The organism is Brassicibacter thermophilus (assembly GCF_055378355.1).
Genome location: NZ_AP042446.1, coordinates 1917693 through 1938769 on the forward strand (window position 1 = coordinate 1917693; position 21077 = coordinate 1938769).

The 21077-nt window shown below is 27.1% G+C and carries 24 protein-coding genes; 1 reads left to right on the forward strand and 23 read right to left on the reverse strand.

The genetic code is table 11. The annotated features are described in order from the left end of the window. Window positions 1-10 precede the first annotated feature (10 nt). The 13 genes from ACZ41D_RS09115 to ACZ41D_RS09175 all read right to left on the reverse strand — a co-directional run bounded on the left by ACZ41D_RS09115 (window position 11) and on the right by ACZ41D_RS09175 (window position 12028). Window positions 11-745: a Stp1/IreP family PP2C-type Ser/Thr phosphatase gene (locus tag ACZ41D_RS09115; RefSeq protein WP_464151127.1), complete on the reverse strand. Its 735-nt coding sequence runs from the start codon at window positions 743-745 to the stop codon at window positions 11-13. Window positions 746-769: 24 nt separating this feature from the next. Then, window positions 770-1840 carry a dual-specificity RNA methyltransferase RlmN gene (rlmN, locus tag ACZ41D_RS09120; protein ID WP_464151128.1) on the reverse strand — a complete coding sequence of 357 codons (1071 nt, stop codon included), beginning with the start codon at window positions 1838-1840 and terminating at the stop codon, window positions 770-772. Between the two features lie 156 nt (window positions 1841-1996). After that, window positions 1997-3343 (reverse strand): 16S rRNA (cytosine(967)-C(5))-methyltransferase RsmB, encoded by a 1347-nt coding sequence (gene rsmB, locus ACZ41D_RS09125; protein WP_464151129.1) that lies wholly within the window; start codon window positions 3341-3343, stop codon window positions 1997-1999. Window positions 3344-3395: 52 nt separating this feature from the next. Further along, window positions 3396-4085, reverse strand: a complete 690-nt coding sequence (locus ACZ41D_RS09130; protein ID WP_464151130.1) for a zinc metallopeptidase — start codon at window positions 4083-4085, stop codon at window positions 3396-3398. Continuing rightward, window positions 4086-4841 (reverse strand): DUF116 domain-containing protein, encoded by a 756-nt coding sequence (locus tag ACZ41D_RS09135; protein ID WP_464151131.1) that lies wholly within the window; start codon window positions 4839-4841, stop codon window positions 4086-4088. It abuts the gene before it with no gap. Between the two features lie 2 nt (window positions 4842-4843). Beyond that, the gene (gene fmt, locus ACZ41D_RS09140; RefSeq protein WP_464151132.1) at window positions 4844-5779 is read right to left on the reverse strand and encodes a methionyl-tRNA formyltransferase; all 936 of its coding nucleotides are present in this window, start codon (window positions 5777-5779) and stop codon (window positions 4844-4846) included. Window positions 5780-5781: 2 nt separating this feature from the next. Next, window positions 5782-6237: a peptide deformylase gene (def, locus tag ACZ41D_RS09145; protein WP_464151133.1), complete on the reverse strand. Its 456-nt coding sequence runs from the start codon at window positions 6235-6237 to the stop codon at window positions 5782-5784. Window positions 6238-6248: 11 nt separating this feature from the next. Then, window positions 6249-8726, reverse strand: a complete 2478-nt coding sequence (priA, locus tag ACZ41D_RS09150; RefSeq protein ID WP_464151134.1) for a primosomal protein N' — start codon at window positions 8724-8726, stop codon at window positions 6249-6251. 98 nt (window positions 8727-8824) lie between these two features. Beyond that, window positions 8825-10018 (reverse strand): bifunctional phosphopantothenoylcysteine decarboxylase/phosphopantothenate--cysteine ligase CoaBC, encoded by a 1194-nt coding sequence (coaBC, locus tag ACZ41D_RS09155; protein ID WP_464151135.1) that lies wholly within the window; start codon window positions 10016-10018, stop codon window positions 8825-8827. Window positions 10019-10035: 17 nt separating this feature from the next. Beyond that, on the reverse strand, window positions 10036-10245 hold the full coding sequence (gene rpoZ, locus ACZ41D_RS09160; protein ID WP_464151136.1) for a DNA-directed RNA polymerase subunit omega: 210 nt from the start codon (window positions 10243-10245) through the stop codon (window positions 10036-10038). Between the two features lie 12 nt (window positions 10246-10257). After that, on the reverse strand, window positions 10258-10851 hold the full coding sequence (gene gmk / locus ACZ41D_RS09165; protein WP_464151137.1) for a guanylate kinase: 594 nt from the start codon (window positions 10849-10851) through the stop codon (window positions 10258-10260). A gap of 20 nt (window positions 10852-10871) precedes the next feature. Continuing rightward, window positions 10872-11129 (reverse strand): extracellular matrix/biofilm regulator RemA, encoded by a 258-nt coding sequence (gene remA / locus ACZ41D_RS09170; protein WP_464151138.1) that lies wholly within the window; start codon window positions 11127-11129, stop codon window positions 10872-10874. Between the two features lie 17 nt (window positions 11130-11146). After that, window positions 11147-12028 (reverse strand): YicC/YloC family endoribonuclease, encoded by an 882-nt coding sequence (locus tag ACZ41D_RS09175; RefSeq protein ID WP_464151139.1) that lies wholly within the window; start codon window positions 12026-12028, stop codon window positions 11147-11149. Window positions 12029-12428: 400 nt separating this feature from the next. Between ACZ41D_RS09175 and ACZ41D_RS09180 the strand changes: the two genes are divergently transcribed. After that, window positions 12429-14204 (forward strand): Rqc2 family fibronectin-binding protein, encoded by a 1776-nt coding sequence (locus tag ACZ41D_RS09180; protein ID WP_464151140.1) that lies wholly within the window; start codon window positions 12429-12431, stop codon window positions 14202-14204. Between the two features lie 116 nt (window positions 14205-14320). Here ACZ41D_RS09180 and pyrR read toward each other — a convergent pair whose 3' ends face one another. The 10 genes from pyrR to ACZ41D_RS09230 all read right to left on the reverse strand — a co-directional run bounded on the left by pyrR (window position 14321) and on the right by ACZ41D_RS09230 (window position 21020). Next, window positions 14321-14860: a bifunctional pyr operon transcriptional regulator/uracil phosphoribosyltransferase PyrR gene (pyrR, locus tag ACZ41D_RS09185; protein WP_464151141.1), complete on the reverse strand. Its 540-nt coding sequence runs from the start codon at window positions 14858-14860 to the stop codon at window positions 14321-14323. Between the two features lie 11 nt (window positions 14861-14871). Next, window positions 14872-15792: an RluA family pseudouridine synthase gene (locus tag ACZ41D_RS09190; protein ID WP_464151142.1), complete on the reverse strand. Its 921-nt coding sequence runs from the start codon at window positions 15790-15792 to the stop codon at window positions 14872-14874. After that, window positions 15792-16256: a signal peptidase II gene (gene lspA / locus ACZ41D_RS09195; RefSeq protein WP_464151143.1), complete on the reverse strand. Its 465-nt coding sequence runs from the start codon at window positions 16254-16256 to the stop codon at window positions 15792-15794. The genes ACZ41D_RS09190 and lspA overlap by 1 nt, the downstream gene beginning before the upstream one ends. Window positions 16257-16449: 193 nt before the next feature. Further along, on the reverse strand, window positions 16450-16734 hold the full coding sequence (locus ACZ41D_RS09200) for a DUF5665 domain-containing protein (RefSeq protein WP_464151144.1): 285 nt from the start codon (window positions 16732-16734) through the stop codon (window positions 16450-16452). Window positions 16735-16929: 195 nt separating this feature from the next. Further along, window positions 16930-17391 carry a DivIVA domain-containing protein gene (locus ACZ41D_RS09205; RefSeq protein ID WP_464151145.1) on the reverse strand — a complete coding sequence of 154 codons (462 nt, stop codon included), beginning with the start codon at window positions 17389-17391 and terminating at the stop codon, window positions 16930-16932. 12 nt (window positions 17392-17403) lie between these two features. Next, window positions 17404-18195, reverse strand: a complete 792-nt coding sequence (locus ACZ41D_RS09210) for a YlmH family RNA-binding protein (protein ID WP_464151146.1) — start codon at window positions 18193-18195, stop codon at window positions 17404-17406. 4 nt (window positions 18196-18199) lie between these two features. Further along, complete coding sequence (locus tag ACZ41D_RS09215; protein WP_464151147.1) at window positions 18200-18499, reverse strand: YggT family protein; 300 nt, start codon at window positions 18497-18499, stop codon at window positions 18200-18202. Further along, a complete protein-coding gene (locus tag ACZ41D_RS09220; protein WP_464151148.1) occupies window positions 18487-18933 on the reverse strand; it encodes a cell division protein SepF in 447 nt (148 codons plus the stop codon). The genes ACZ41D_RS09215 and ACZ41D_RS09220 overlap by 13 nt, the downstream gene beginning before the upstream one ends. Before the next feature lie 14 nt (window positions 18934-18947). After that, complete coding sequence (locus ACZ41D_RS09225) at window positions 18948-19640, reverse strand: YggS family pyridoxal phosphate-dependent enzyme (protein ID WP_464151149.1); 693 nt, start codon at window positions 19638-19640, stop codon at window positions 18948-18950. An 81-nt stretch (window positions 19641-19721) separates the two neighbouring features. Beyond that, window positions 19722-21020, reverse strand: a complete 1299-nt coding sequence (locus tag ACZ41D_RS09230; RefSeq protein WP_464151150.1) for a biotin/lipoyl attachment domain-containing protein — start codon at window positions 21018-21020, stop codon at window positions 19722-19724. Between the last annotated feature and the right edge of the window lie 57 nt (window positions 21021-21077).

Here is a 21077-nt window from a genome sequence, read left to right on the forward strand (position 1 = left end):
CACCTCGCCTCTACTTAATTTTAATAATTATTGCTGTAGAATTATCAATTCCTCCAGCTTCATTAGCAGTATATACTAAACGTTCACAAATATGCTGTACATTATTAGAAGAGAGAATAATGTTTTTTATTAGGTCATCATTAACCATATTTGTTAATCCGTCAGTACATAACAAATATATATCATCTTTATCTATGTCCTTTATTATAATATCGACATCCACATCTTCGTCAGTACCTAAAGCTCTAGTGATAATATTTTTTTGAGGGTGAAATTTAGCTTCCTCTTTACTAATAGTTCCATTTTTAACTAATTCAGCAACTAATGAATGATCTTCAGTCAACTGAGTTAATTTATTATTTCTACAAAGGTACGCTCTACTATCACCAATATGTCCAATATGAATCTTATTATTATAAATATAAGCTAAAGTAATAGTAGTTCCCATTCCATCGCAACTTTCATCTGTTTTTGATTTTTCTAAAATCATAACATTAGCATTTTTCAATGACCGAATAATAAGTTCTGTAGGCAATATTTGACCATTTTTAACTAATACACTATTATCTTCAAATGACTTTTTTATACTATCAATAGCCATTTTACTAGCGATTTCTCCTGCTTTATGTCCACCCATTCCATCTGCCACAATAAATAAAGCCATATCATTTTTATTGCAGCAATAATATGAATCTTGATTAACCTCTCTAATTTTACCTATATCAGTACAAGCTCCAACTAACACTATATCACCTCATTTACATCACCTTTAATATCTACTCGTAATGGAATTAAAACTCAAATCAAAACTATTAATATAGTCTCTTCTCAATTGCCCACATGCAGCATTTATATCAGATCCCATTTCCCTTCTAATAGTCGTAGAAATTCCATTAAATTCTAAAATATTTTTAAACTTAATTATATTTTCTTGCTTAGGCCTAGAAAAACTAGTTTCTTTTATCGAGTTTATAGGGATAATATTTACATGACATAATATATCTTTTAATATAATTGTTAATTTTTCCGCACTCTTTATATCGTCATTAACACCTTCAATCAGCGCATATTCAAATGTTACCCTTCTACCTGTTTTCTCAATATAATATTTACATCCATTTATTATATCACTTATCTTATATCTTTGTGAAATTGGCATAATTTTTTTTCTTTCTTCATCAAATGGTGAATGTAATGATATAGACAATGTTATAGGTATATTTTCATCTGCTAATCGATAAATGTTTTCCACTAAACCACAAGTAGATAAGGTTATATGCCTATACCCCAATCCCTTACCATATTTTTCATGAATAATATTTAAAAATTTTATCACGTTTTCGTAATTATCTAATGGTTCACCACTCCCCATTAACACAACAGAATTCACCTTTCTATTTAAATCTTCTTCTATTTTATATATTTGGTCAACTATTTCTCCTGAACTTAAATTTCTGACTAATCCACCTTTAGTAGAGGCACAAAAACTGCAACCCATTCTACAACCTACTTGTGTGGATATACAAACAGAAATACCATATTTATATTCCATTGCAACGCTTTCAATAATATTACCATCGTTTAAAGAAAATAAATACTTTTTAGTATTATCTAACTTAGAATCAAACCGTTTCACTATTTTTAAATTTGTTATCATGTATTTTAAATCAAGCTTTTCTTTTAATGATTTTGAAATTACAGATATATCAAAGAAAGATTTAACTCTTTTTTGATGAATCCACTCAAATAGTTGTTTTCCTCTATATGATTTTTCACCTAATTTTACTAATTCTTCTATTACTTCATTTAGTGTAAAAGATTTTAAATCTATTTTATTCAATAAGTTCCACCTACCGTTAATAATAAAATTATATCATTATTATAACATGAGGAAATTGCATAATAAAATATTTTAGTAAATTTTGATAGTTAAATTTAGTACTGCAGTAATTATGCAATTTCCTCACATAATTAAATAAATTTCATAATACATAGTTTATTCACATCGAACAAGCTTTGCAATAAAGAAACCATCCGTTTTATGTACATTAGGATATAGCTCTAGATACCCGTCTTTTTTTGACAATAACAATTCATCATCAGGCAGTAAATCATCAAAACTAATTAATTTGAAGTTTTGATTTTCATTTAAAAATCTTTTTATTAATCGAATATTTTCATCTTTTTCTATGGTACAAGTACTATAAACTAGTACACCATTTTGTTTTATATACTTACTTCCAGTAGTTAATATTTCATATTGAAGTTCTTTTATGTTCTCTAAATCAGTTTTTGTCTTTCTCCATTTAATGTCCGGTTTACGTCTAATTAATCCCAACCCAGAACAAGGTGCATCAATAAGACAATAGTCTACCTTTTCAATAAGTGAATTATCCAATTTTAATCCATCAAATAATTGTGTTTCGATGATATCTATACCTAATCTCTTAACATTTTCTTCTATTAATTTAAGCTTATGAAAGTATATATCTCTCGCTATTATCCTTCCCTTATTATTCATAAATTGTGCTATATGAGTAGCTTTCCCACCAGGAGAACTACACATATCCAAAACAAGACTTCCGGGTTTAGGATTCATTACTTGTGCAACAAGCATGGAACTCTCATCTTGAATAATAAAATAACCATTTTTAAACTCATCTGTATCAGTAATCTTAGTAGGATTGTCTATTATTATTCCATCATTAGAATATTTAGTCTTACTACATTTAAATCCTTTTTGAGAAAGTACATTCATTAGATCATCTCTATTAATTTTAAGAGTATTAACTCTAATATTTAACTTAGGTTTTCCATTATTTTCTCTGCAAAGACTTTCAGTAAAGTCCACCCCAAATTCTTTTATCCAATTTTCAATCATCCATTTTGGATGCGAATACTTTATTGACATATACATCATCACATCTTTTTCTTTATCAGGAAGCATAATAGAATTCTTCTCATCAGCAATATTACGTAAAACAGCATTTACAAATCCGTAAGTGCCTTTATGACTATATTTTTTCGATAATTTTACTGCTTCATTAACAGCTGCACTATCTGGAACTCTATCCATAAAAATAATCTGATATATTGCCATTCTTAATATGTTTTTTATTATAGAAGATATTTTATTAAACTTTATCCTAGAAAACTTTTCTATTACCCAATCAATATACAGTTTATTATCTATAACTCCATATACTATTTCTCTAATAAATGATTCATCTTTTTCAGTTAGTTTGTCCTCTATATTTCTATTAATAGAAATATTTACATAAGCCGCTTTCTCATCTACCTCTCTCAATATTTTAAGAGCTATTTCTCTTGAATTCTGTGTCATTTCTTACCTCCATTAAGATTAATAAAAAAGAAAAAAGGGAAAATATCCCTCTTTATCGTCTACGATTATTTAAAATCATTAGTCTTAAAAGTTGTCCTAATGCAACTAAAGTAGCAGCAACATAAGTCATTGCCGCAGCATTTAATACCTTTTTCACAGGTTCAATTTCATTTTCAGTAATTATTCCATCTCCTAACTGATAAATAGCTCTTCTGCTAGCATTAAATTCAACAGGTAAAGTAACAATCTGAAATATCACGATTGCTAAATATAAAATTATTCCTAATCTAAGCAATTCAGGACTAATTAGTAACCCTAAAATAACCAAAATCCAGACAAACCTAGAACTAAAACTTGCCACAGGAGCTATATTGTCTCTAAGGATAAGCGGAAAATAGCCTGTTGCATGTTGAATAGCATGACCAGATTCATGCGCTGCAACTCCTAGAGATGCAATAGAACTTCCTCCATAAACCTCTCTTGATAACCTTATTACTTTGCGTCTTGGGTCATAGTGATCTGTTAACCGACCTCCAATCATTTCTACTGAAACATCATAAAGACCATTTTTATCTAAAATCATCCTTGCAACCTGAGCACCTGTATATCCAGAGCTATTCCATACTTTTAAATATTGATTAAAAGTCGATTGTACCTTAGTTTGTGCATACAATGCAAATATAATAGCTGGTAATAAAATATAAAATTCTGGTCCAAACATCCAATATCCAATTCCATACATTTAATTTTCCACCCCCATATAAAATTTTATTGCTTCTTCTAATTTAATGATATCCACTTTCGTGTCGAAACAAGGTCCATTTGGTCTATAATTAAATATACCCAATACTGGTATGCCTTTAACATCTCTTATTCCACTAAGTAAATCTCTTTCACATGCTACTGCTACAATAGCTTTAGGTTTAAATTTTTCTACCCATTTTCGTGCTAAAGTTCCTCCTGTAGCAACAGCTATATTCAAATGGTATTTTTCTTTTAATAATAATATATCTTTAACATCACATTTACCACATCTTGCACAATTTTCTATGTTATTTGTAATCTTATGTACACATTTTGAATTTTGAATACAATGTGGAAGAAGTATCAATAATTCATTACTTTTCAAATTATATCTCATAGATCTCACTTTAGAATTATTAATCTTAATGTATGCTCTCATAACAGCTGACATATCATCATTAAAAGATTTATATAGAAGTTTTAATACTGGATATGTTATGGGTAAAATCCATGAGCAAAGCTTTACATTAATTTTATTGATTTTTTTATTATTTAATCCTTTATATAGTATTAATGTTCCCCATATAATTAAGATTATAAAAAATAATAGAATAAAAGCAAAAATAGCTAGTCCAACTTTTAATATAGTAATATTATTATTTATTAATGTATAAAAATATACAAATACTATCAAACATAAAAATGCAATCAAGACAAGTATATTCTTAATAAAAATTTTTTTATAACTAATCATTATTACACGCCCATCAAATTTATTCCTGATTTAAAATCATTTCCTTTCAAAAATTCACTTACTTTTAATCTTTTTTTACCTGGAAACTGAATTTCCTCAATAACTATACAATCTTTAGAAGTATTTACATAAATTCCGTCGGCATCAACCTTAATAACTTCTCCAGGGTCTCCTTTTTTAAATTTAGGAATAACTCTAACTTTATGAACTTTTACTTTTTTTTCATCATAAACAAAATATGTTGATGGCCAAGGTACTGTTCCTCTTACTAAATTTTTTATTTCCTCTCCTGATTTGTTCCAGTCAATAAGCCCTAAAGATTTGTCTAACATTGGTGCATAAGTTGCTTCCTCATCATTTTGGCTTATACCAACAAGTCCCTCATTTTCAATTTTATTAAGAGTATTAACAATCAACTTAGCTCCTATATGCTTTAATCTATCGTGTAATTCTCCAGCAGTTTCTTCATCTTTTATTTCTGTTTCCTCAGAAATTAGCATATCTCCAGTATCTAATCCTTCATCCATAATCATGGTAGTAACACCAGTTTTTTTCTCTCCGTTTATGATTGCCCAATTAATTGGAGCTGCCCCTCTATATTTAGGTAATAAAGAAGCATGTACATTTATGCATCCATATTTTGGATAATTCAATATCTCTTTTTTCAAAATTTGGCCATATGCTACCACCACAATAGCATCAGGTGATATCTCCTTAATAAGTTTTATTGACTCAGGACTATTAACATTTTTAGGTTGATATACCTTTATAGATAATTCTTGAGCTTTTAATTTTACTGGAGTATATGTTAATTTTTTCCCTCTTCCTTTAGGCTTATCCTGCTGAGTTACAACAAGTGGTATATCAAACCCATTTCTATATAAACTCTCTAATGAAGGTACAGCGAAATCTGGAGTCCCCATAAAAATAATCTTCATTATTAAACACCTCTATTTCTGTTTATCATTTTATCAATAAACAAGATACCATTTAAATGATCTATTTCATGGCAGAGAGCTATGGCTAATAATCCAGTGCCTTCTAAAGTTTTCTCAGTTCCATCTAAATCTAAATATTTTACTTTTACTTTCTCAGGTCTCTTAACTTCTCCATTTATTCCTGGAATACTTAAGCACCCTTCAGTATTGATCTGTTCTCCTTCTTGAAAAATAATTTCAGGGTTTATAAGTTTTATAAGCCCTTCTCCTATATCTATTACAACCACCCTTTTTAATATTCCTACCTGTGGAGCAGCTAACCCAACTCCCTCTTCTTTATACATAGTTTCAGCCATATCTTCAATTAAAGTTTTTATTTTTTTGTCTATCACTTCAACTTTTCTTGACTTTTTTCTTAACAAAGGGTCTCCTTCATATCTTAACTGTCTTAATGCCATTTAAATTCCTCCTACATAATTGAAATTGGATTTATGTCAACACTTATTTTTACCTCTTTTATTAATTTTAAATCATTGTTTTGTAGTATTAATTTTTTTATAATATTTTTTATAATATTTAATTCTTCATCTTTGCACTTTATTAATGTTTGCCATCTATAGTTATTTTTAATTTTTGATAAAGCTGCTGGATTGGGACCATAAATATTTATACTTGAAGAATATACTTTTTCTTTGCTTATTTCAAGACTTATTAGTCTAGTAATATTATTAGATATTTCAATTACTTTTGATTTAATTTTACTTATAAAAAGTATACTAATTATATTTGAAAAAGGAGAATAACAAAATTCTCTTCTTAGCATAATTTCTTTATTGTAAAATTCAATATAATCATACTTTTTTGCTGCCTCTATGCTATAATGATTTGGGTCATATGTTTGTATTATTACTAATCCACTATCTTCTCCTCTACCAGCCCTACCACCAACTTGAGTTAAAAGTTGAAAAGTTCTTTCAGATGATCTAAAGTCAGGTAAATTCAAACTTGTATCTGCTGCAATAACACCTACTAAAGTTACATTTGGAAAATCAAGTCCTTTTGATATCATTTGGGTTCCAATTAATATATCTATGTCTCTATTTTTAACTTTATCTAAAATTTTCTCATGACTACCTTTTTTAGTAGTAGTATCAACATCCATTCTAGCAACTCTAGCTTTAGGAAAATATTTTTTTACAAGCTCCTCTACTTTTTGCGTCCCAACACCAAAATATTTTATATATTTACTACCACATTTTGGACAAATCTTAGGCGGTTTCATAGTTAATCCACAATAGTGACATTTTAAAATATTATCACTCTTATGATACGTATATGCAATATCACACTCTTCACATTTAGCAACATACCCACATTTCCTACATGAAACAAACGTAGAAAATCCACGTCTATTTAAGAACAATATCGTTTGCTTATTATTGTCTAAATTTGATTTTATTGCATTATACAAAGTTCTACTGAAAATTGAAGTATTTCCCATATTTAATTCCTTAGTCATATCTATTATCTTCATTGTTGGCATATTTTTTTTATTTATTCTATTATTCATTTTAAGGAGCTTTATTTCACCTTTCTGTGCTCTATAGTATGTCTCAATGGAAGGAGTAGCTGAACCCAAAATCATAGATGCTCCTTCAATTTCACATCTTTTTTCAGCAATCTCTCTCGCATCATACTTAGGATTCATATTAGACTTATAACTATTCTCATGCTCTTCGTCAATAATAATAATACCTAAATTACTAAACGGAGCAAATATTGCAGACCTGGCTCCTACGACAATTTTTACTTTTCCTTCTTTGATTTTCCTCCACTCATCAAATCTTTCTCCTAATGATAATCTGCTATGTAAAACTGCTACATTATCTCCAAATCTTCCTACAAACCTTTCTATAGTTTGAGGCGTTAAAGAAATCTCAGGTACTAACACAATTGCATCCTTACCATTAGATATCATTTGTTCAATAACATGTAAATAAACTTCTGTTTTCCCACTACCTGTTACACCATGAAGTAGATATATATAATTTTTTCCTTTTTTAATATCCTCGCATATACTATTAAAGCATTCTTGCTGTTCAGTATTTAATTCTACCTTAGGATATCTTGATATTTCTTTTATAATTGGATTTCTATTAACCTCAACATCTTTGATTGTTATATATTTCTTTTTTTCAAGATTTTTTATAGTAGATAAAGAAGTTTGCGTATCTTTCATAAGCTGCCTTAAAGGTAAAAATTTTATACTAGCTAAATAATTTAAAACTTCTTTCTGTTTATACGCCCTAGAATCTAAATTAGATAGTATATTTTTTATATCAATTTTTTCTTCATTAAGGTATACATACTTTTCGTATTTTTTTCTAACATCAGATTTTAGTTTTTTAATCTCTAATATTATACCTTTTTTTATTAAAGAAGATAAATATCTATTTATATTAGTAATTTTAAGATTTTCTTTTAAAACTTGAATTTCTGTTTCACCATTATTAAGTAAAAATTCTAATATTTTTTTTTCGTAATTGAATTCAACAGCACTAATATCCACTTCTTTATTTATTTTATAAAATATTTCAACCTTATTAGAAATACCGGAGGGAATCATAGTTTTAATTATATCAACATATTGAGCTAAATATTTTTCTTTCATCCAAAATATTAATTTAATCATATTATCATTTAATATAGGATAATTGTCAATAATTTGTACAACGTATTTTAACTTAATTAAGTCTATATTTGTATCTTCTTTTAATTTAAGTATCATTCCCTCAACCAGTTTATTAGAATTTCCAAAAGGCACTAGTACTCTCATACCAGCTTTAACATTATTTTTATATTTATCTGGTATAATATACGTAAACATTTTATCAGTGTTCCTGCTTTTATTATCAACTATAATCTCTGCTAATAAATTATTATTCATAAATTATCACCTTTTCAAAGGTATTAAACATTTAACTAATATTAAATAAAAAAGCTAGAACATAATAAAAATCACTAGCTTTTTTATTTATCTGCAATTTATTTGTTTAAAATATTAACTAATTTATCTAATATAACATTGGCTACATCACTTTTTGTCATTTTAGGATAATTGGTTATATTTCCTTCTTTATCAATTATTGTTACAATATTAGTTTCCGAACTAAAACCAGCATCTTTTAAAGAAACATCATTGACTACTATCATATCTAAATTCTTTTTAGTAATCTTATTTTTAGCATTTTCAATAACGTTATCAGTTTCTGCTGCAAAACCTATTAAAATCTGTTTTTTCTTGATACTGCCAAAGTATTCTGCAATATCAGGATTCCTTATCAAATTTAATTTTAAGCCATCGTCAGTCTTCTTAATTTTATTTTTACATACCTTAATTGGCCTAAAATCCAAAGGTGCTGCAGCTTTTATTAGTGCATCACAATCATCAAAATCTTTTTTAATAGCTTCTAGCATTTCTCTTGTTGTCTTTACTTTCCTAACAGTAACGCCTCGAGGAAAATCTAAATTTGTTGGTCCACTTATTAAAATAACATCTGCTCCTCTTTTTTTCGACTGTTCTGCAATTGCGTAACCCATTTTCCCAGTAGAGAAATTTGTAATATACCTTACTGGATCAAGTGGTTCTATTGTAGGACCTGCTGTAACAATTATTTTTTTCCCTTTTAAATCTCCATTATTGAAGCTTTTAACAACATAATCAACAATAGATTCAGGGGATGGCATCTTACCCTCTCCATAATCTCCACAGGCTAATCGTCCTTTATCAGGCTTAATAAACTCATATCCTAGTATTTCCAATTTTTCTATGTTACTTTTTAGTATAGGGTTATTATACATGTTTGTATTCATTGCTGGAACAAAAATTACTCTAGCTTTAGTAGCCATTATAGTAGTTGTTAACATGTCATCAGCAATCCCATTTGCTACTTTTCCAATTATATTCGCAGTAGCAGGAGCTACTAAAAATAAATCTGCTTTTTTAGCTAAGCTAATATGCTCAATTTCCCATTTCTTTGGCTCTTTAAACATATCAACTGTAACAAAATTTTGTGATATTGTTTGAAAAGTTAAAGGAGTAACAAATTCTGTAGCTGATTTTGTCATAATTACATCTACATTAGCATTTAATTTTTTTAATCTGCTTACAACATCTATAGCTTTATAAGCTGCTATTCCTCCAGTAACACCAACAATAATATTTTTATTATCTATCAATTAAACCACTCTCCAGACTATTTAATCCCCTTAATTTCAGGCCTAGTATAGGTTATCTTATCTTCAGCAATTTCTTGAATAGCTATAGTTACAGGTTTATTTGAATTTACTTCTACATAAGGTTTACTTCCATCAACAATTTGTCTTGCTCTCTTAGAAACAAGCATTACCAAAGTATATCTACTATCTACCTTTTTTAGCAGTTCATTTATTGAAGGATATAACATGAAATACCTCCTTTATATATTTTTAATTATATCTTTTTGCCTTTCAACTTTACATTTTTCAGCTAAAAATATTGCTTCAATTTTTTTAACTGCTTTTTCTACTTCATCATTTACAACTGCATATTCATATTCACATATATATTTTAACTCTTTATATGCATTTTCATATCTTTGCTTTATTGATTCTTCAGTTTCAGTTCCTCGTTTAATTATTCTTTTCTTCAACTCTTCCATTGAAGGTGGCAAAATAAAAATATAAATACCATCTTTGAATTTTCTTTTAATTTGAAGTGCACCTTGTATATCAATTTCTAAAAGAACATCTCTTCCACTTTCCAGTTTTTCCATAACAAATTTTTTCGGTGTACCATAATAATTTCCATGCACGCAAGCATATTCTAAAAAATCTTCATTTTCAATCATAGACTTAAACTCATTCATATTAATGAAAAAATAATCTTTTCTGTCTACCTCACCAATTCTAGGTTTTCTAGTAGTTGCTGAGATAGAAATATCTGCATCATTTCTCTTTAAAAATTCTTTACAAATAGTACCTTTACCACATCCAGAAGGCCCAGAAATTACTAATAATAAGCCTTTTTTCATTTATCTTTATTTCCTCCTTTTTATTCTATTACAATATTTTTGGTATCAAGTCTATGGGCAACAGTCTCAGGCTGTACTGCAGATAAAATAATATGGTCGCTATCTGTTATTATTACAGCCCTAGTACGCCTGCCATAAGTAGCATCTATTAACATTCCTCTCTCTCTAGCTTCTTGAATCATTCTCTTTATCGGTGCCGATTCCGGGCTAACTATAGCAATTATTCTGTTTGCAGATACTATATTACCAAAACCAATATTTATAAGCTTAATACTCATGATTTACCCTCCTTCTATTATTCAATATTTTGAACTTGTTCTCTTATTTTTTCTAATTCACTTTTTAACTGAACAACATTATTAGTAATTTCTATATCACTAACTTTAGACCCTATAGTATTAACTTCTCTGTTCATTTCTTGAACAAGAAAATCCAATTTTCTTCCAATAGGCTCTTCACATTCCAATGTTTTTACTAGCTGCTTTATATGACTAAATAATCTTACTATCTCCTCATTAATATTAGACTTGTCTGCAAAATATGCTACTTCATTAATAAGCCTATTTTCGTCTAATTCATACTTATTTTCTAAAAGCTCATTTATTCTCATCCAAAGCTTTTCTTTATATTCCATTACAACATTTGGTGCCCTATTCTCAATTTCAATTAGTAATTCTTTAATTTTTTCTGTCCTTTTAATAATATCTTTAGCAAGCTCATTGCCTTCTTTTATTCTCATGGCCATCATTTTATCTAAAGCCTCTTCAAGAGGTACTTTTAAACAATTCCAAATCTCATCTATGTCTTCTTCCTTATTTTCTGTTGTTAAAACATCCGGTAATCCTATTATCATATCCAAACCTATTTTTGAATCAAGTCCTAGCTCTTCAGCAATCTTTTCAATACTTTTTTTATAGTTTTGGGCTAATAATAAGTCCACTTTAACATCTATTCCACTTTCTTGTATGTAATTAAAATTTATAAATATTTCTACTCTTCCTCTTTTAACTTTATCCTTAACGAGTTTTTTTATATTTTCTTCTAACATACTTAAATGTCTTGGTATCTTAACAACTATATCATTGTATCTAAAATTTACTGACTTCATTTCAACAACAAAAGTTCTATTAGAATCACTATATTCACCTCTCCCAAAGCCTGTCATGCTTTTTACCATAAGACCAGTCCTTTCTCAATTCTATATAACTAATTACATCATAAAAATTACTTAAATACATTTAAATGAAATCTGCATAATATAATATATAATAATAGTATATTGTTTAACAGCAATAAAGCAATTCTATTAAATATTTATAATTATAAATAATAATTAATTATGATATACTTAAACATATTATAATCAAAAAATATATGTAAATCTATTATTTGTTACAAAAATTTAATATTTAATGAAATTAAAAAATATATTACAATTCAATATTATATTCCCTAGGTACATACTAGATTAAAGAAATAACTTTATATTTGAAATATAAAATGATATACTTTAGTGAGTAAATTACTATATGTTAAAATAATATTATTTACATCATTTATATTATGGAGGTATTTTTATGTCACTAGATGGAATTGTTTTAAGAGCGGTAGTTAATGAGTTGAAAGCTAAACTCATAAACGGAAAAATAGATAAAGTGTATCAACCTGAAAAAGATGAGTTAATAATAAATATCAGATGCCAGAAAAAAAATGAAAAATTATTAATATCAGCTAGTAGTAATAATCCAAGGATTTATATAACCAATATTTCAAAACCTAATCCTCAAAATCCTCCTATGTTTTGTATGCTTCTAAGAAAACATCTCCAAGGTGGAAAAATATTGAATATTGATCAATACTCAATGGATAGAATTTTATATTTTGACATAGAATCATTAGATGAATTAGGAGTAAAATCAATTAAAAGAATCATAATAGAAATAATGGGAAAGCATAGTAATATTATATTAATTGACAAAAATAATAACACAATAATAGATTCCATTAAAAGAATACCTTATAGTGTTAGTACTGTAAGGCAGATATTGCCCGGTTTATGTTATGAATTACCTCCTTCAAAAGATAAAATATCACCATTAAATGTATCTAAAAATGAATTTATTCATTATTTAGAAATAGATAATGCTGAAAAAGCTATTTTTAGGCATATATATACAACTTATTTAGGAATAAGTCCTTTAGTATCAAAAGAAATATGCTATAGAAGTAACATTGATCCAAATACTCCTTTAAGCAATATCAGTACCGAAAACGCATATCAATTGTTTAATTCATTTTATAGCATTTTTCATCAAATACAAAATAATATTTTCATTCCTACAATTGTCTTTGATAAAAATGAAAACAAAATAATTGATTTTTCATCAATTGATTTGCAACAATATGATAAAAAAAGCAAGTCTCATTTTAATAGCATATGTATGCTGTTAGATAAATATTATGTTGAAAGAGATAATTTTGATAGAATAAAACAAAAAACTTCAGATTTAAAAAAGATTGTTCAAATAAGGCTTGATAGAACAATTAATAAATTAAATAAGCAAAAACAAGAACTTTTAAATGCTTCAAAACGAGAAAAATATAAGATATACGCTGACCTAATAATGGCAAATTTACATTTAATTGAAAAAGGGAAATCTGAAATTGAGTTAGAAAATTTTTATGATGCTTCCCTTAAGAAAGTAAAAATAAAGTTAGATCCAAAGATATCTCCTAACCAAAATGCGCAAAAATACTATAAAAAATATAACAAACTTAAAAATGCATATCATCTTTTAAAAGAGCATATCAAAAAAAATGAAGATGAAAAAAAATATTTAGAACAAGTATTACTTAACATCGAAAATTGTACTAATTTAACAGAAGTTAATGAAATAAGAGAAGAATTATCTGAAGAAGGATTCATAAAAAAAAGTAATAAAAGACTTAAAAGTAACAAAAACAACAGCTCAAAGCCAAAACATTTTATTTCATCTGATGGATTTGACATTTATGTTGGTAAAAATAACAAACAAAATGATTACCTTACTTTAAAACTTTCGGATAAGGAAGATATATGGCTTCATACAAAAAACATTCCTGGTTCCCATGTAATTATAAAATCTAATAACTCTGAAATAAGTAAAAATGCAATATTAGAAGGAGCACTTTTAGCAGCATATTTCAGTAAAGCTAAAATGTCGAGTAATGTTCCTGTTGACTATACAAAAAGAAAATACGTAAGAAAACCAAATGGCGCAAAGCCAGGAATGGTAATATATGATAATAATAATACAATATATGTCACTCCATCCGACGAACAAATTAATAAAATATTACAGGTAGAAGATTAAATCTTCTACCTGTTTTAAGCTATATATATATAGAAAAAATTGCATAATAAAATATTTTAAAAAATAAATTAAAATTTTTGCACAACTTTTTCCTCTAAATTCAATTAATAGTATTACTAATCTAATTCATTAATTAAAACCTTATCAAATCCATCAGTTTCAGAAAATTTAACACTAATTACTTCATTTTTAGATGTTGGTACATTTTTCCCTACAAAATCAGGTCTTATAGGCAACTCTCTATGTCCCCTATCAATTAAAACTGCAAGTTCAACTCTTTTAGGCCTCCCATTTTCCATCAAAGCATCTAAAGCTGCTCTAGCTGTCCTGCCAGTAAACAAAACATCATCTACTAAAACTACTACTTTACCAGTAATATCATAATCAAATTGAGGATTTTTCACTTGAGGGTCTTTATAGAGTTCACTTAAATCATCCCGATATAAAGTAATATCTAAAGTAAGTACAGGAATATTTACACCTTCAATTTCATTTATCTTTTTAGCAATTCTTTTTGCAAAAGGTATTCCTCTGGTTTTAATTCCTACAAGGACTAGATCCTCTGTACCTTTATTTTTTTCTATAATCTCATTTGCTATTCTAGTAGTTGCTCTGTAAATTGCTTTTTCGTCAAGAATAGTTGCTTTTAATTTCATTTTTTCACCACCTAATAATTATTTTGACTTCTTAAAATTTCCAATATCCTTTCAAAATAACTTGGAAGCTCAGAATTAAACTCCATATATTCCTTTCTTGTAGGATGCACAAAGCCTAAAATTTTAGCATGTAAAAGTTGCCCTTTTAGATTAAATCTTTCCTTTTTTACTCCGTATATGCGATCTCCTACTACAGGATGTTTTATATATGACATATGAACTCTAATTTGATGAGTTCTTCCTGTCTCAAGTTTAGCTTCAACAAGTGTATATTCTTTAAATCTTTCTAAAACTTTAAAATGGGTAACAGCTTCTTTTCCATTTTTATCTACAACAGCCATCTTTTTTCGATCTATAGGGTGTCTACCTATTGGTGCGTCAATAGTTCCTTTATCTTCTTTAAAGTTGCCATAAACTAATGCCAAATACCTTCTAGTTATAGAATGTTCTTTTAATTGTTTAGACAATTCTTTGTGAGACAAATTATTTTTTGCTATCATTAGCAGACCAGAAGTATCTTTATCAATCCTATGGACTATACCTGGCCTTATCACGCCATTAATATTAGACAAACTGTTTAATTGATACAATAAACCATTCACAAGTGTTCCGCTGTAATTTCCTGGTGCTGGATGAACAACCATGCCTTGTGGTTTATTGATTACAGCAACATCATCATCTTCATATACAATATCAATAGGTATTTTTTCTGCATTTATATCAAGCTTTTTAGGCTTAGGCAGCGTTACAACTATTTCATCACCTTGCTTAACCAAGTATTTTGCCTTGACCTCTTTTGAATTTACCTTAACATATCCTTCTTTAATTAATTTTTGTATATAAGACCGTGATATTTCGTCAAGTTTATTAGCTAAATAATAATCTATTCTTTCACCATCATCTTCATCAACAATTATTTCAATTATGTTCATCAAATCCCTCTTTCTATTTCATACTTATTTGATAGAACCAGATACAATATTATCACGGTGCCTATAACAATAAATGAATCAGCAATATTAAACACAGGATAGTCATACAAACTCCCAAATTTAACATCAATGAAATCTATTACATAACCTAAACGAATTCTATCAATTAAATTGCCTATTGCACCTCCAACTATCATGGAAAAAGCAATTCTTGCAGCAATAGATAGATTCATTTTAGTTTTCAAATAATAAATAATTCCAAATATTACAATTACAGTTATTGCAATAAAAAAATTTTGTCTATTTTGTAATATACCAAATGCAGCACCAAAATTTTCTAAATAATTCAATTGCAAAAAACCTTCAATAAGTACAATAGGAGGTTTACCTAAAAGAAATTTTATAGCAAGGTACTTGCTTACTTGGTCTAATAAAATAGCTAAAATTAATATTAAATATAACATTATTTCCTCCCGTGACTATAAATTTTCTAATTTTATTATAATATAAATAAATTACGTTATAACACAATTATATTTTAATTTATTATCCTATACATTACAACCTTTAAATTGAGAAATTTCTATCATATAACTACATTATATTAACGATTTTTCTATTTCTTATAATCAGAAAACAATATTATCATTTCAAATATTATAAATTATCTTGAACTATCTTAACAATTTCAGCTATAAAGTCTCCAATCAATGGTAAATTTAAATTGATTACTCTTTTAAGAATATATATAACAAATGCCCCTAATAGAGTAAATCCAATAGCCATACCAAATCCTCTTGCTAACCCTCCTATGAAATTTATGTATAAAAGTCTACGTCTATCATTCATTAAATCTACGTATTCAGCAATTTTTGACTTTTCTAATTTTATAGCAATACTCTCAATTTTCTCTTCAATATTTGTTTTTCCATCTTTATTCATAAAAAGACGCTCCTTTCAAATAATATATCCTTCAATTATTTTTTTATTTATTCATTATATATTATCTTCATAATAGAGTAAGTATAATATAATTCCTTTTATTTTATTGATAATCATTATAGTAAAAAAATACATCAAAAAAACTTCATCCACAATGGATGAAGTAAAAAGCTATTAGAATAATAATAATTATTATTATTTTTCCTTTTCAATCTCTTTAAAATATCTTTCAATAGTTTCTAACTCAGATGTTAGTAAATTTATAAATCTATTTTTATATATTAGTGTTTCTTTCTTTAAGTTTTCATATTGATTTTGAATCTTAGCTGCTTCTCTATGAGCATCTTCAATTATATTTCTAGCAGTATCTTTAGCTTCCTTAATTATTAGCTCGGACTCTTTTCTTGCATTTGCAGTAACTTCTTCTGCTGTATTTTGTGCAACAATTAATGTGTTTTTCAAAGTTTCTTCTAAATTAGTATATTTTTCGATTTCCTCGTTTAAAGATGCAATTTTGTCTTTTAATTCTATATTTTCCCTGTAAATTTTTTCATAATCAGCTATAATTTCATCTAAAAAACTATCGACCTCAGTTTCTTTATAGCCTCTCATAGCTTTTTTGAATTCTTTATTTTGAATATCTAATGGTGTTAGCATTTTGCCCTCCCATCATATAAATTTTCTTATCATAATTTTAAATCTGCCTTTTTTAGTATTGCCAACTATGTTTACTAATTTGAATCTTCCAGTTCCTCTAACAGAAAATATATCTCCTTCTTTTAACTCAAATGAATTTTGGATTACAGGTTTCCAATTTACTTTTACTTTTTCTCCTTTAATAATATTAGAGCTTTTAGAACGTGAACAATGTAAAACTGAACTTATAATAGCATCTAATCTTAAAGATGAAACAACAATAAAAATATCAATGTAATCTTCTCTAGCCAGTTTTAATTCATCTAAACCTATTTCATTCACTATTACATTGCATTTATTAACTGTTTTTAAATTATATCTAACATAATCAAAAGTATCTTTAAGCAATACTACTTGACTATACTTTTCATGAATAAGAATATCACCAATTTTTTCTCTTTTTATACCTAGGCCAAGAATTGATCCTAAAATATCTCTATGGCGGATCTTATCATTATAGGATTTAAAACTAATACAAATAGCCTTAATAGGATTATCAACTTCTATTCTATCTTTATAGCTTTGATGCATTATAATAATTTTACGTTCTGATTCTGTAAAACCACCTTCTTCAAAATATGTTATTGATGGAAATCTATTTAAAAAGCTATAACATAAGTTCCTTTGATAAGGATCTAAAAAGTCAGTATATTCATCATCATGATATTTCAATACTCTTTCAACCTTATCAAGTATATTTCTCATTGTAATAATTTGATTATCATCTTTTATATGGTCTAAATATAATTTTTTATTAATAATCATGTTATCACCAAATAAGTAATCTACTCAATAAATATGCTAAAAAATTCAAAAATAATATTGCTAGTAATGGAGAAAAATCGATCATCCCAGTATTTATACCGAGCTTATATATTAGCTCTCTAAAAGGAGATATTATTGGCTCAGTAATTTGATATACAAATCTACTAAAAGGATCATTAATATCTCTTATAATAAATGATAAAAACATTCTAATAATAATTATTGTTTCTATTACATTTACGAAAATATTAAAAGATTTTACTATTATCCACACAATATCACCTCTTAAATCTATTTCTGCCAAGGAAATAATGACTTGTTTCTTAATTCTTCGGCTATTTTACCGTCAATTTCAACATTACTAGGTGCAAGTACAAAAATGTCTCTAGAAACTTTTTGAATATTGCCCTCTAAAGCATATACTGAACCATTTAAAAAATTGAAAACTTCTTTTTTATTTTCACCTTCTAATTTATCAAGATTTATAACTACAGTTCTCCTATTTTTTAATTCATCAACTATCTTAGGTGCTTCTTCATATCCTTGTGGTTCATATATTACTAACTTCATATTACTATTAGTATGTATATTTACTATTTTATTACTACCTTTAATATAAGTCGATTCTAAATTAGTAATATCATTTTCCTTTTCTTGAACAATATTATCTTCTTCTAAGTCATCTAACCCTATGAAGTATTTAACCTTATTAATAAAATTATTTGCCTTTTCAGCCATTAGATATCCCCCCATCAATTATAATTTCTTTCTCCAAATATCCCCGTTCCAATTCTAACCATATTAGAGCCTTCTTCAATAGCAATCTGATAATCATTTGTCATACCCATTGAAAGGTATTCCATACTCACATTTTTGTAATTATTCTTTTTTATTTCTTGGAACAATTCTCTCAATCCTCTAAATACAAATCTAACATCTTCCGGGTTTTCTGCATATGGTGCTATAGTCATTAACCCTTTAATCCTTATATTTTCAAGATTTTCTATGGATCTTATAAAAGGCAAGACCTCTGCAACTTTTAACCCATATTTAGTTTCTTCTTCAGCAACGTTGACTTGAATCAACGCATTCACAATGATATTACTTTGTTTTGCTCTTTTATTCAACTCTTTAGCTAAAGATATTCTGTCAAGAGAATGAATTAACTTAACTTTGTCAATTATGTATTTAACTTTATTTGTTTGTAAATGTCCTATCATATGCCAATTTACATTATTACCAATATAGTCATATTTTTCTCTGATCTCTTGTACCCTATTCTCTCCTATATCAGTTATTCCAAGGCTAATAGCTGCTTTTATTATATCTTTATCAACAGTTTTTGTTACTGCAATTAAGCGAATATCATTTGAGCTCCTTCCACTCTTTTCAGAAGCTATTCTTATTTTATCTTTAACCTTTGATAAGTTTTCTTCTAAGTACATCTAAAACCCTCCCTAGTTGATAAAAATAATATGCTAAATAATAACAATACCACTTATTAACTTAAACAAATTATTTTATGCCTAAATGCCTCCAATTATCTGACCTTCTTTTAAATTGTTCGTATTTATAAACACTTCATCATATAATTTTACAGTTTTCTCTTTGACTTTGTTACCATTATTGCCTATCTCTATATACCCATATATATTTCCTTCTTCTACTATTGCATATTCTTCATCTTTAGCTAAAACTATTACAGGCCTAAATTTAACAATACCACTTATATCCTCAATATATACACCTTCAACTCCATTTTTTTTAATAATCGACTTAATAGGTATTTTAAGTCCTTCATACTTATTAATAATAATCCTTATGTCTACATATCTTTCATTATAAAATTTATATAAATAATCAGTGTTTTTTAACACTAACAAAGTATCATTTTCGTCTGAATTCATATTTATAATTCTGCTTTTTATTATTTCATTGTTATCAAACTCTAATAAAACATCTTTTCCAATTTCTAATGAACGTATACTACTATTAGGTATTTTTACTATGACATACCATTCATAATTATCTATAATTTTGAAAAGTGGTTGTCCAAAATTAACATTCTTATTATCATCAATTTCATTAATTATAGGATCGATTACCTTAAAATCTTTAGGTTCATATGACAAAATATTTTTTGCATTATATATTTCTTCTAGCCCGTCGATTTTATAACTTACTAATCCACATGTATCAGAATAGTATATTTTACTATTTCTATTTATCTGGTCTAAAATTTCCTTTTTTTCTTCTTCTAAACTCTCAATAGTATTATTTAGCAAAGTATTGTTCCCCAAAATTGAATCTCGTCTGCCAATTATTACTTCCAACTCTTTTTTTAGCTGATTCAATTGTCTATAATTTTTGCGCATTAAATTGGAACGAATTTGATATATTAAATCTTCTATTTGCACATTATTTTTTTTTATATCAGAAGTGAATTTAATATTATTATCTTTCACAGCCTTGGCGTCCTTTAAGGCATTTTCAATATCTGATAATTTTAATTCTAGTTCAGATGACTTATCATTATAATCCAATTCTAGTATTTTCATAAAAGTTCCAACTCTATCACCTTCTGAAAAAAATTTTTTAACTTTACCTTGTGCTTGAGAAGAATAAACTTTTTCATTTTTTACAATAATTCCTTTTGTAGTTATTGAATCTTCGATAACACCTTTTTCCACAGTTTGAGTTTTTAAATTTGAAGCGTACAAATTAGGTATAGTCCTAATAAATATATATAATATAATGCATAAAATTAATAGTGTTTTTATGGTTTTCCGTCGTTTCCTTTTTTTAGCTCTTTCCTTAATAGACATATAATCACCACCATTAGCTACCCACAAAACCTATTTAAATATACTTCTTCAAAATTT

Coding starts and splice junctions, on each gene's coding strand:
- def (WP_464151133.1), bottom strand. CDS start 6,237: ATGGCATTAAGACAGTTAAGATATGAAGGAGACCCTTTGTTAAGAAAA.
- priA (WP_464151134.1), bottom strand. CDS start 8,726: ATGAATAATAATTTATTAGCAGAGATTATAGTTGATAATAAAAGCAGG.
- ACZ41D_RS09225 (WP_464151149.1), bottom strand. CDS start 19,640: ATGTACTTAGAAGAAAACTTATCAAAGGTTAAAGATAAAATAAGAATA.
- ACZ41D_RS09190 (WP_464151142.1), bottom strand. CDS start 15,792: ATGAACATAATTGAAATAATTGTTGATGAAGATGATGGTGAAAGAATA.
- ACZ41D_RS09205 (WP_464151145.1), bottom strand. CDS start 17,391: ATGCTAACACCATTAGATATTCAAAATAAAGAATTCAAAAAAGCTATG.
- ACZ41D_RS09220 (WP_464151148.1), bottom strand. CDS start 18,933: ATGGCTGAAAAGGCAAATAATTTTATTAATAAGGTTAAATACTTCATA.
- lspA (WP_464151143.1), bottom strand. CDS start 16,256: ATGTTATATTTAATATTAATTTTAGCTATTTTATTAGACCAAGTAAGC.
- ACZ41D_RS09230 (WP_464151150.1), bottom strand. CDS start 21,020: ATGTCTATTAAGGAAAGAGCTAAAAAAAGGAAACGACGGAAAACCATA.
- rsmB (WP_464151129.1), bottom strand. CDS start 3,343: ATGACACAGAATTCAAGAGAAATAGCTCTTAAAATATTGAGAGAGGTA.
- ACZ41D_RS09200 (WP_464151144.1), bottom strand. CDS start 16,734: ATGAATAAAGATGGAAAAACAAATATTGAAGAGAAAATTGAGAGTATT.
- remA (WP_464151138.1), bottom strand. CDS start 11,129: ATGAGTATTAAGCTTATAAATATTGGTTTTGGTAATATAGTATCTGCA.
- rpoZ (WP_464151136.1), bottom strand. CDS start 10,245: ATGTTATATCCTTCAATAAATGAACTGCTAAAAAAGGTAGATAGTAGA.
- gmk (WP_464151137.1), bottom strand. CDS start 10,851: ATGAAAAAAGGCTTATTATTAGTAATTTCTGGGCCTTCTGGATGTGGT.
- fmt (WP_464151132.1), bottom strand. CDS start 5,779: ATGAAGATTATTTTTATGGGGACTCCAGATTTCGCTGTACCTTCATTA.
- ACZ41D_RS09175 (WP_464151139.1), bottom strand. CDS start 12,028: ATGGTAAAAAGCATGACAGGCTTTGGGAGAGGTGAATATAGTGATTCT.
- ACZ41D_RS09130 (WP_464151130.1), bottom strand. CDS start 4,085: ATGTATGGAATTGGATATTGGATGTTTGGACCAGAATTTTATATTTTA.
- ACZ41D_RS09210 (WP_464151146.1), bottom strand. CDS start 18,195: ATGATTATTAATAAAAAATTATATTTAGACCATATAAAAGATGATAAT.
- ACZ41D_RS09135 (WP_464151131.1), bottom strand. CDS start 4,841: ATGATTAGTTATAAAAAAATTTTTATTAAGAATATACTTGTCTTGATT.
- pyrR (WP_464151141.1), bottom strand. CDS start 14,860: ATGAAATTAAAAGCAACTATTCTTGACGAAAAAGCAATTTACAGAGCA.
- ACZ41D_RS09180 (WP_464151140.1), top strand. CDS start 12,429: ATGTCACTAGATGGAATTGTTTTAAGAGCGGTAGTTAATGAGTTGAAA.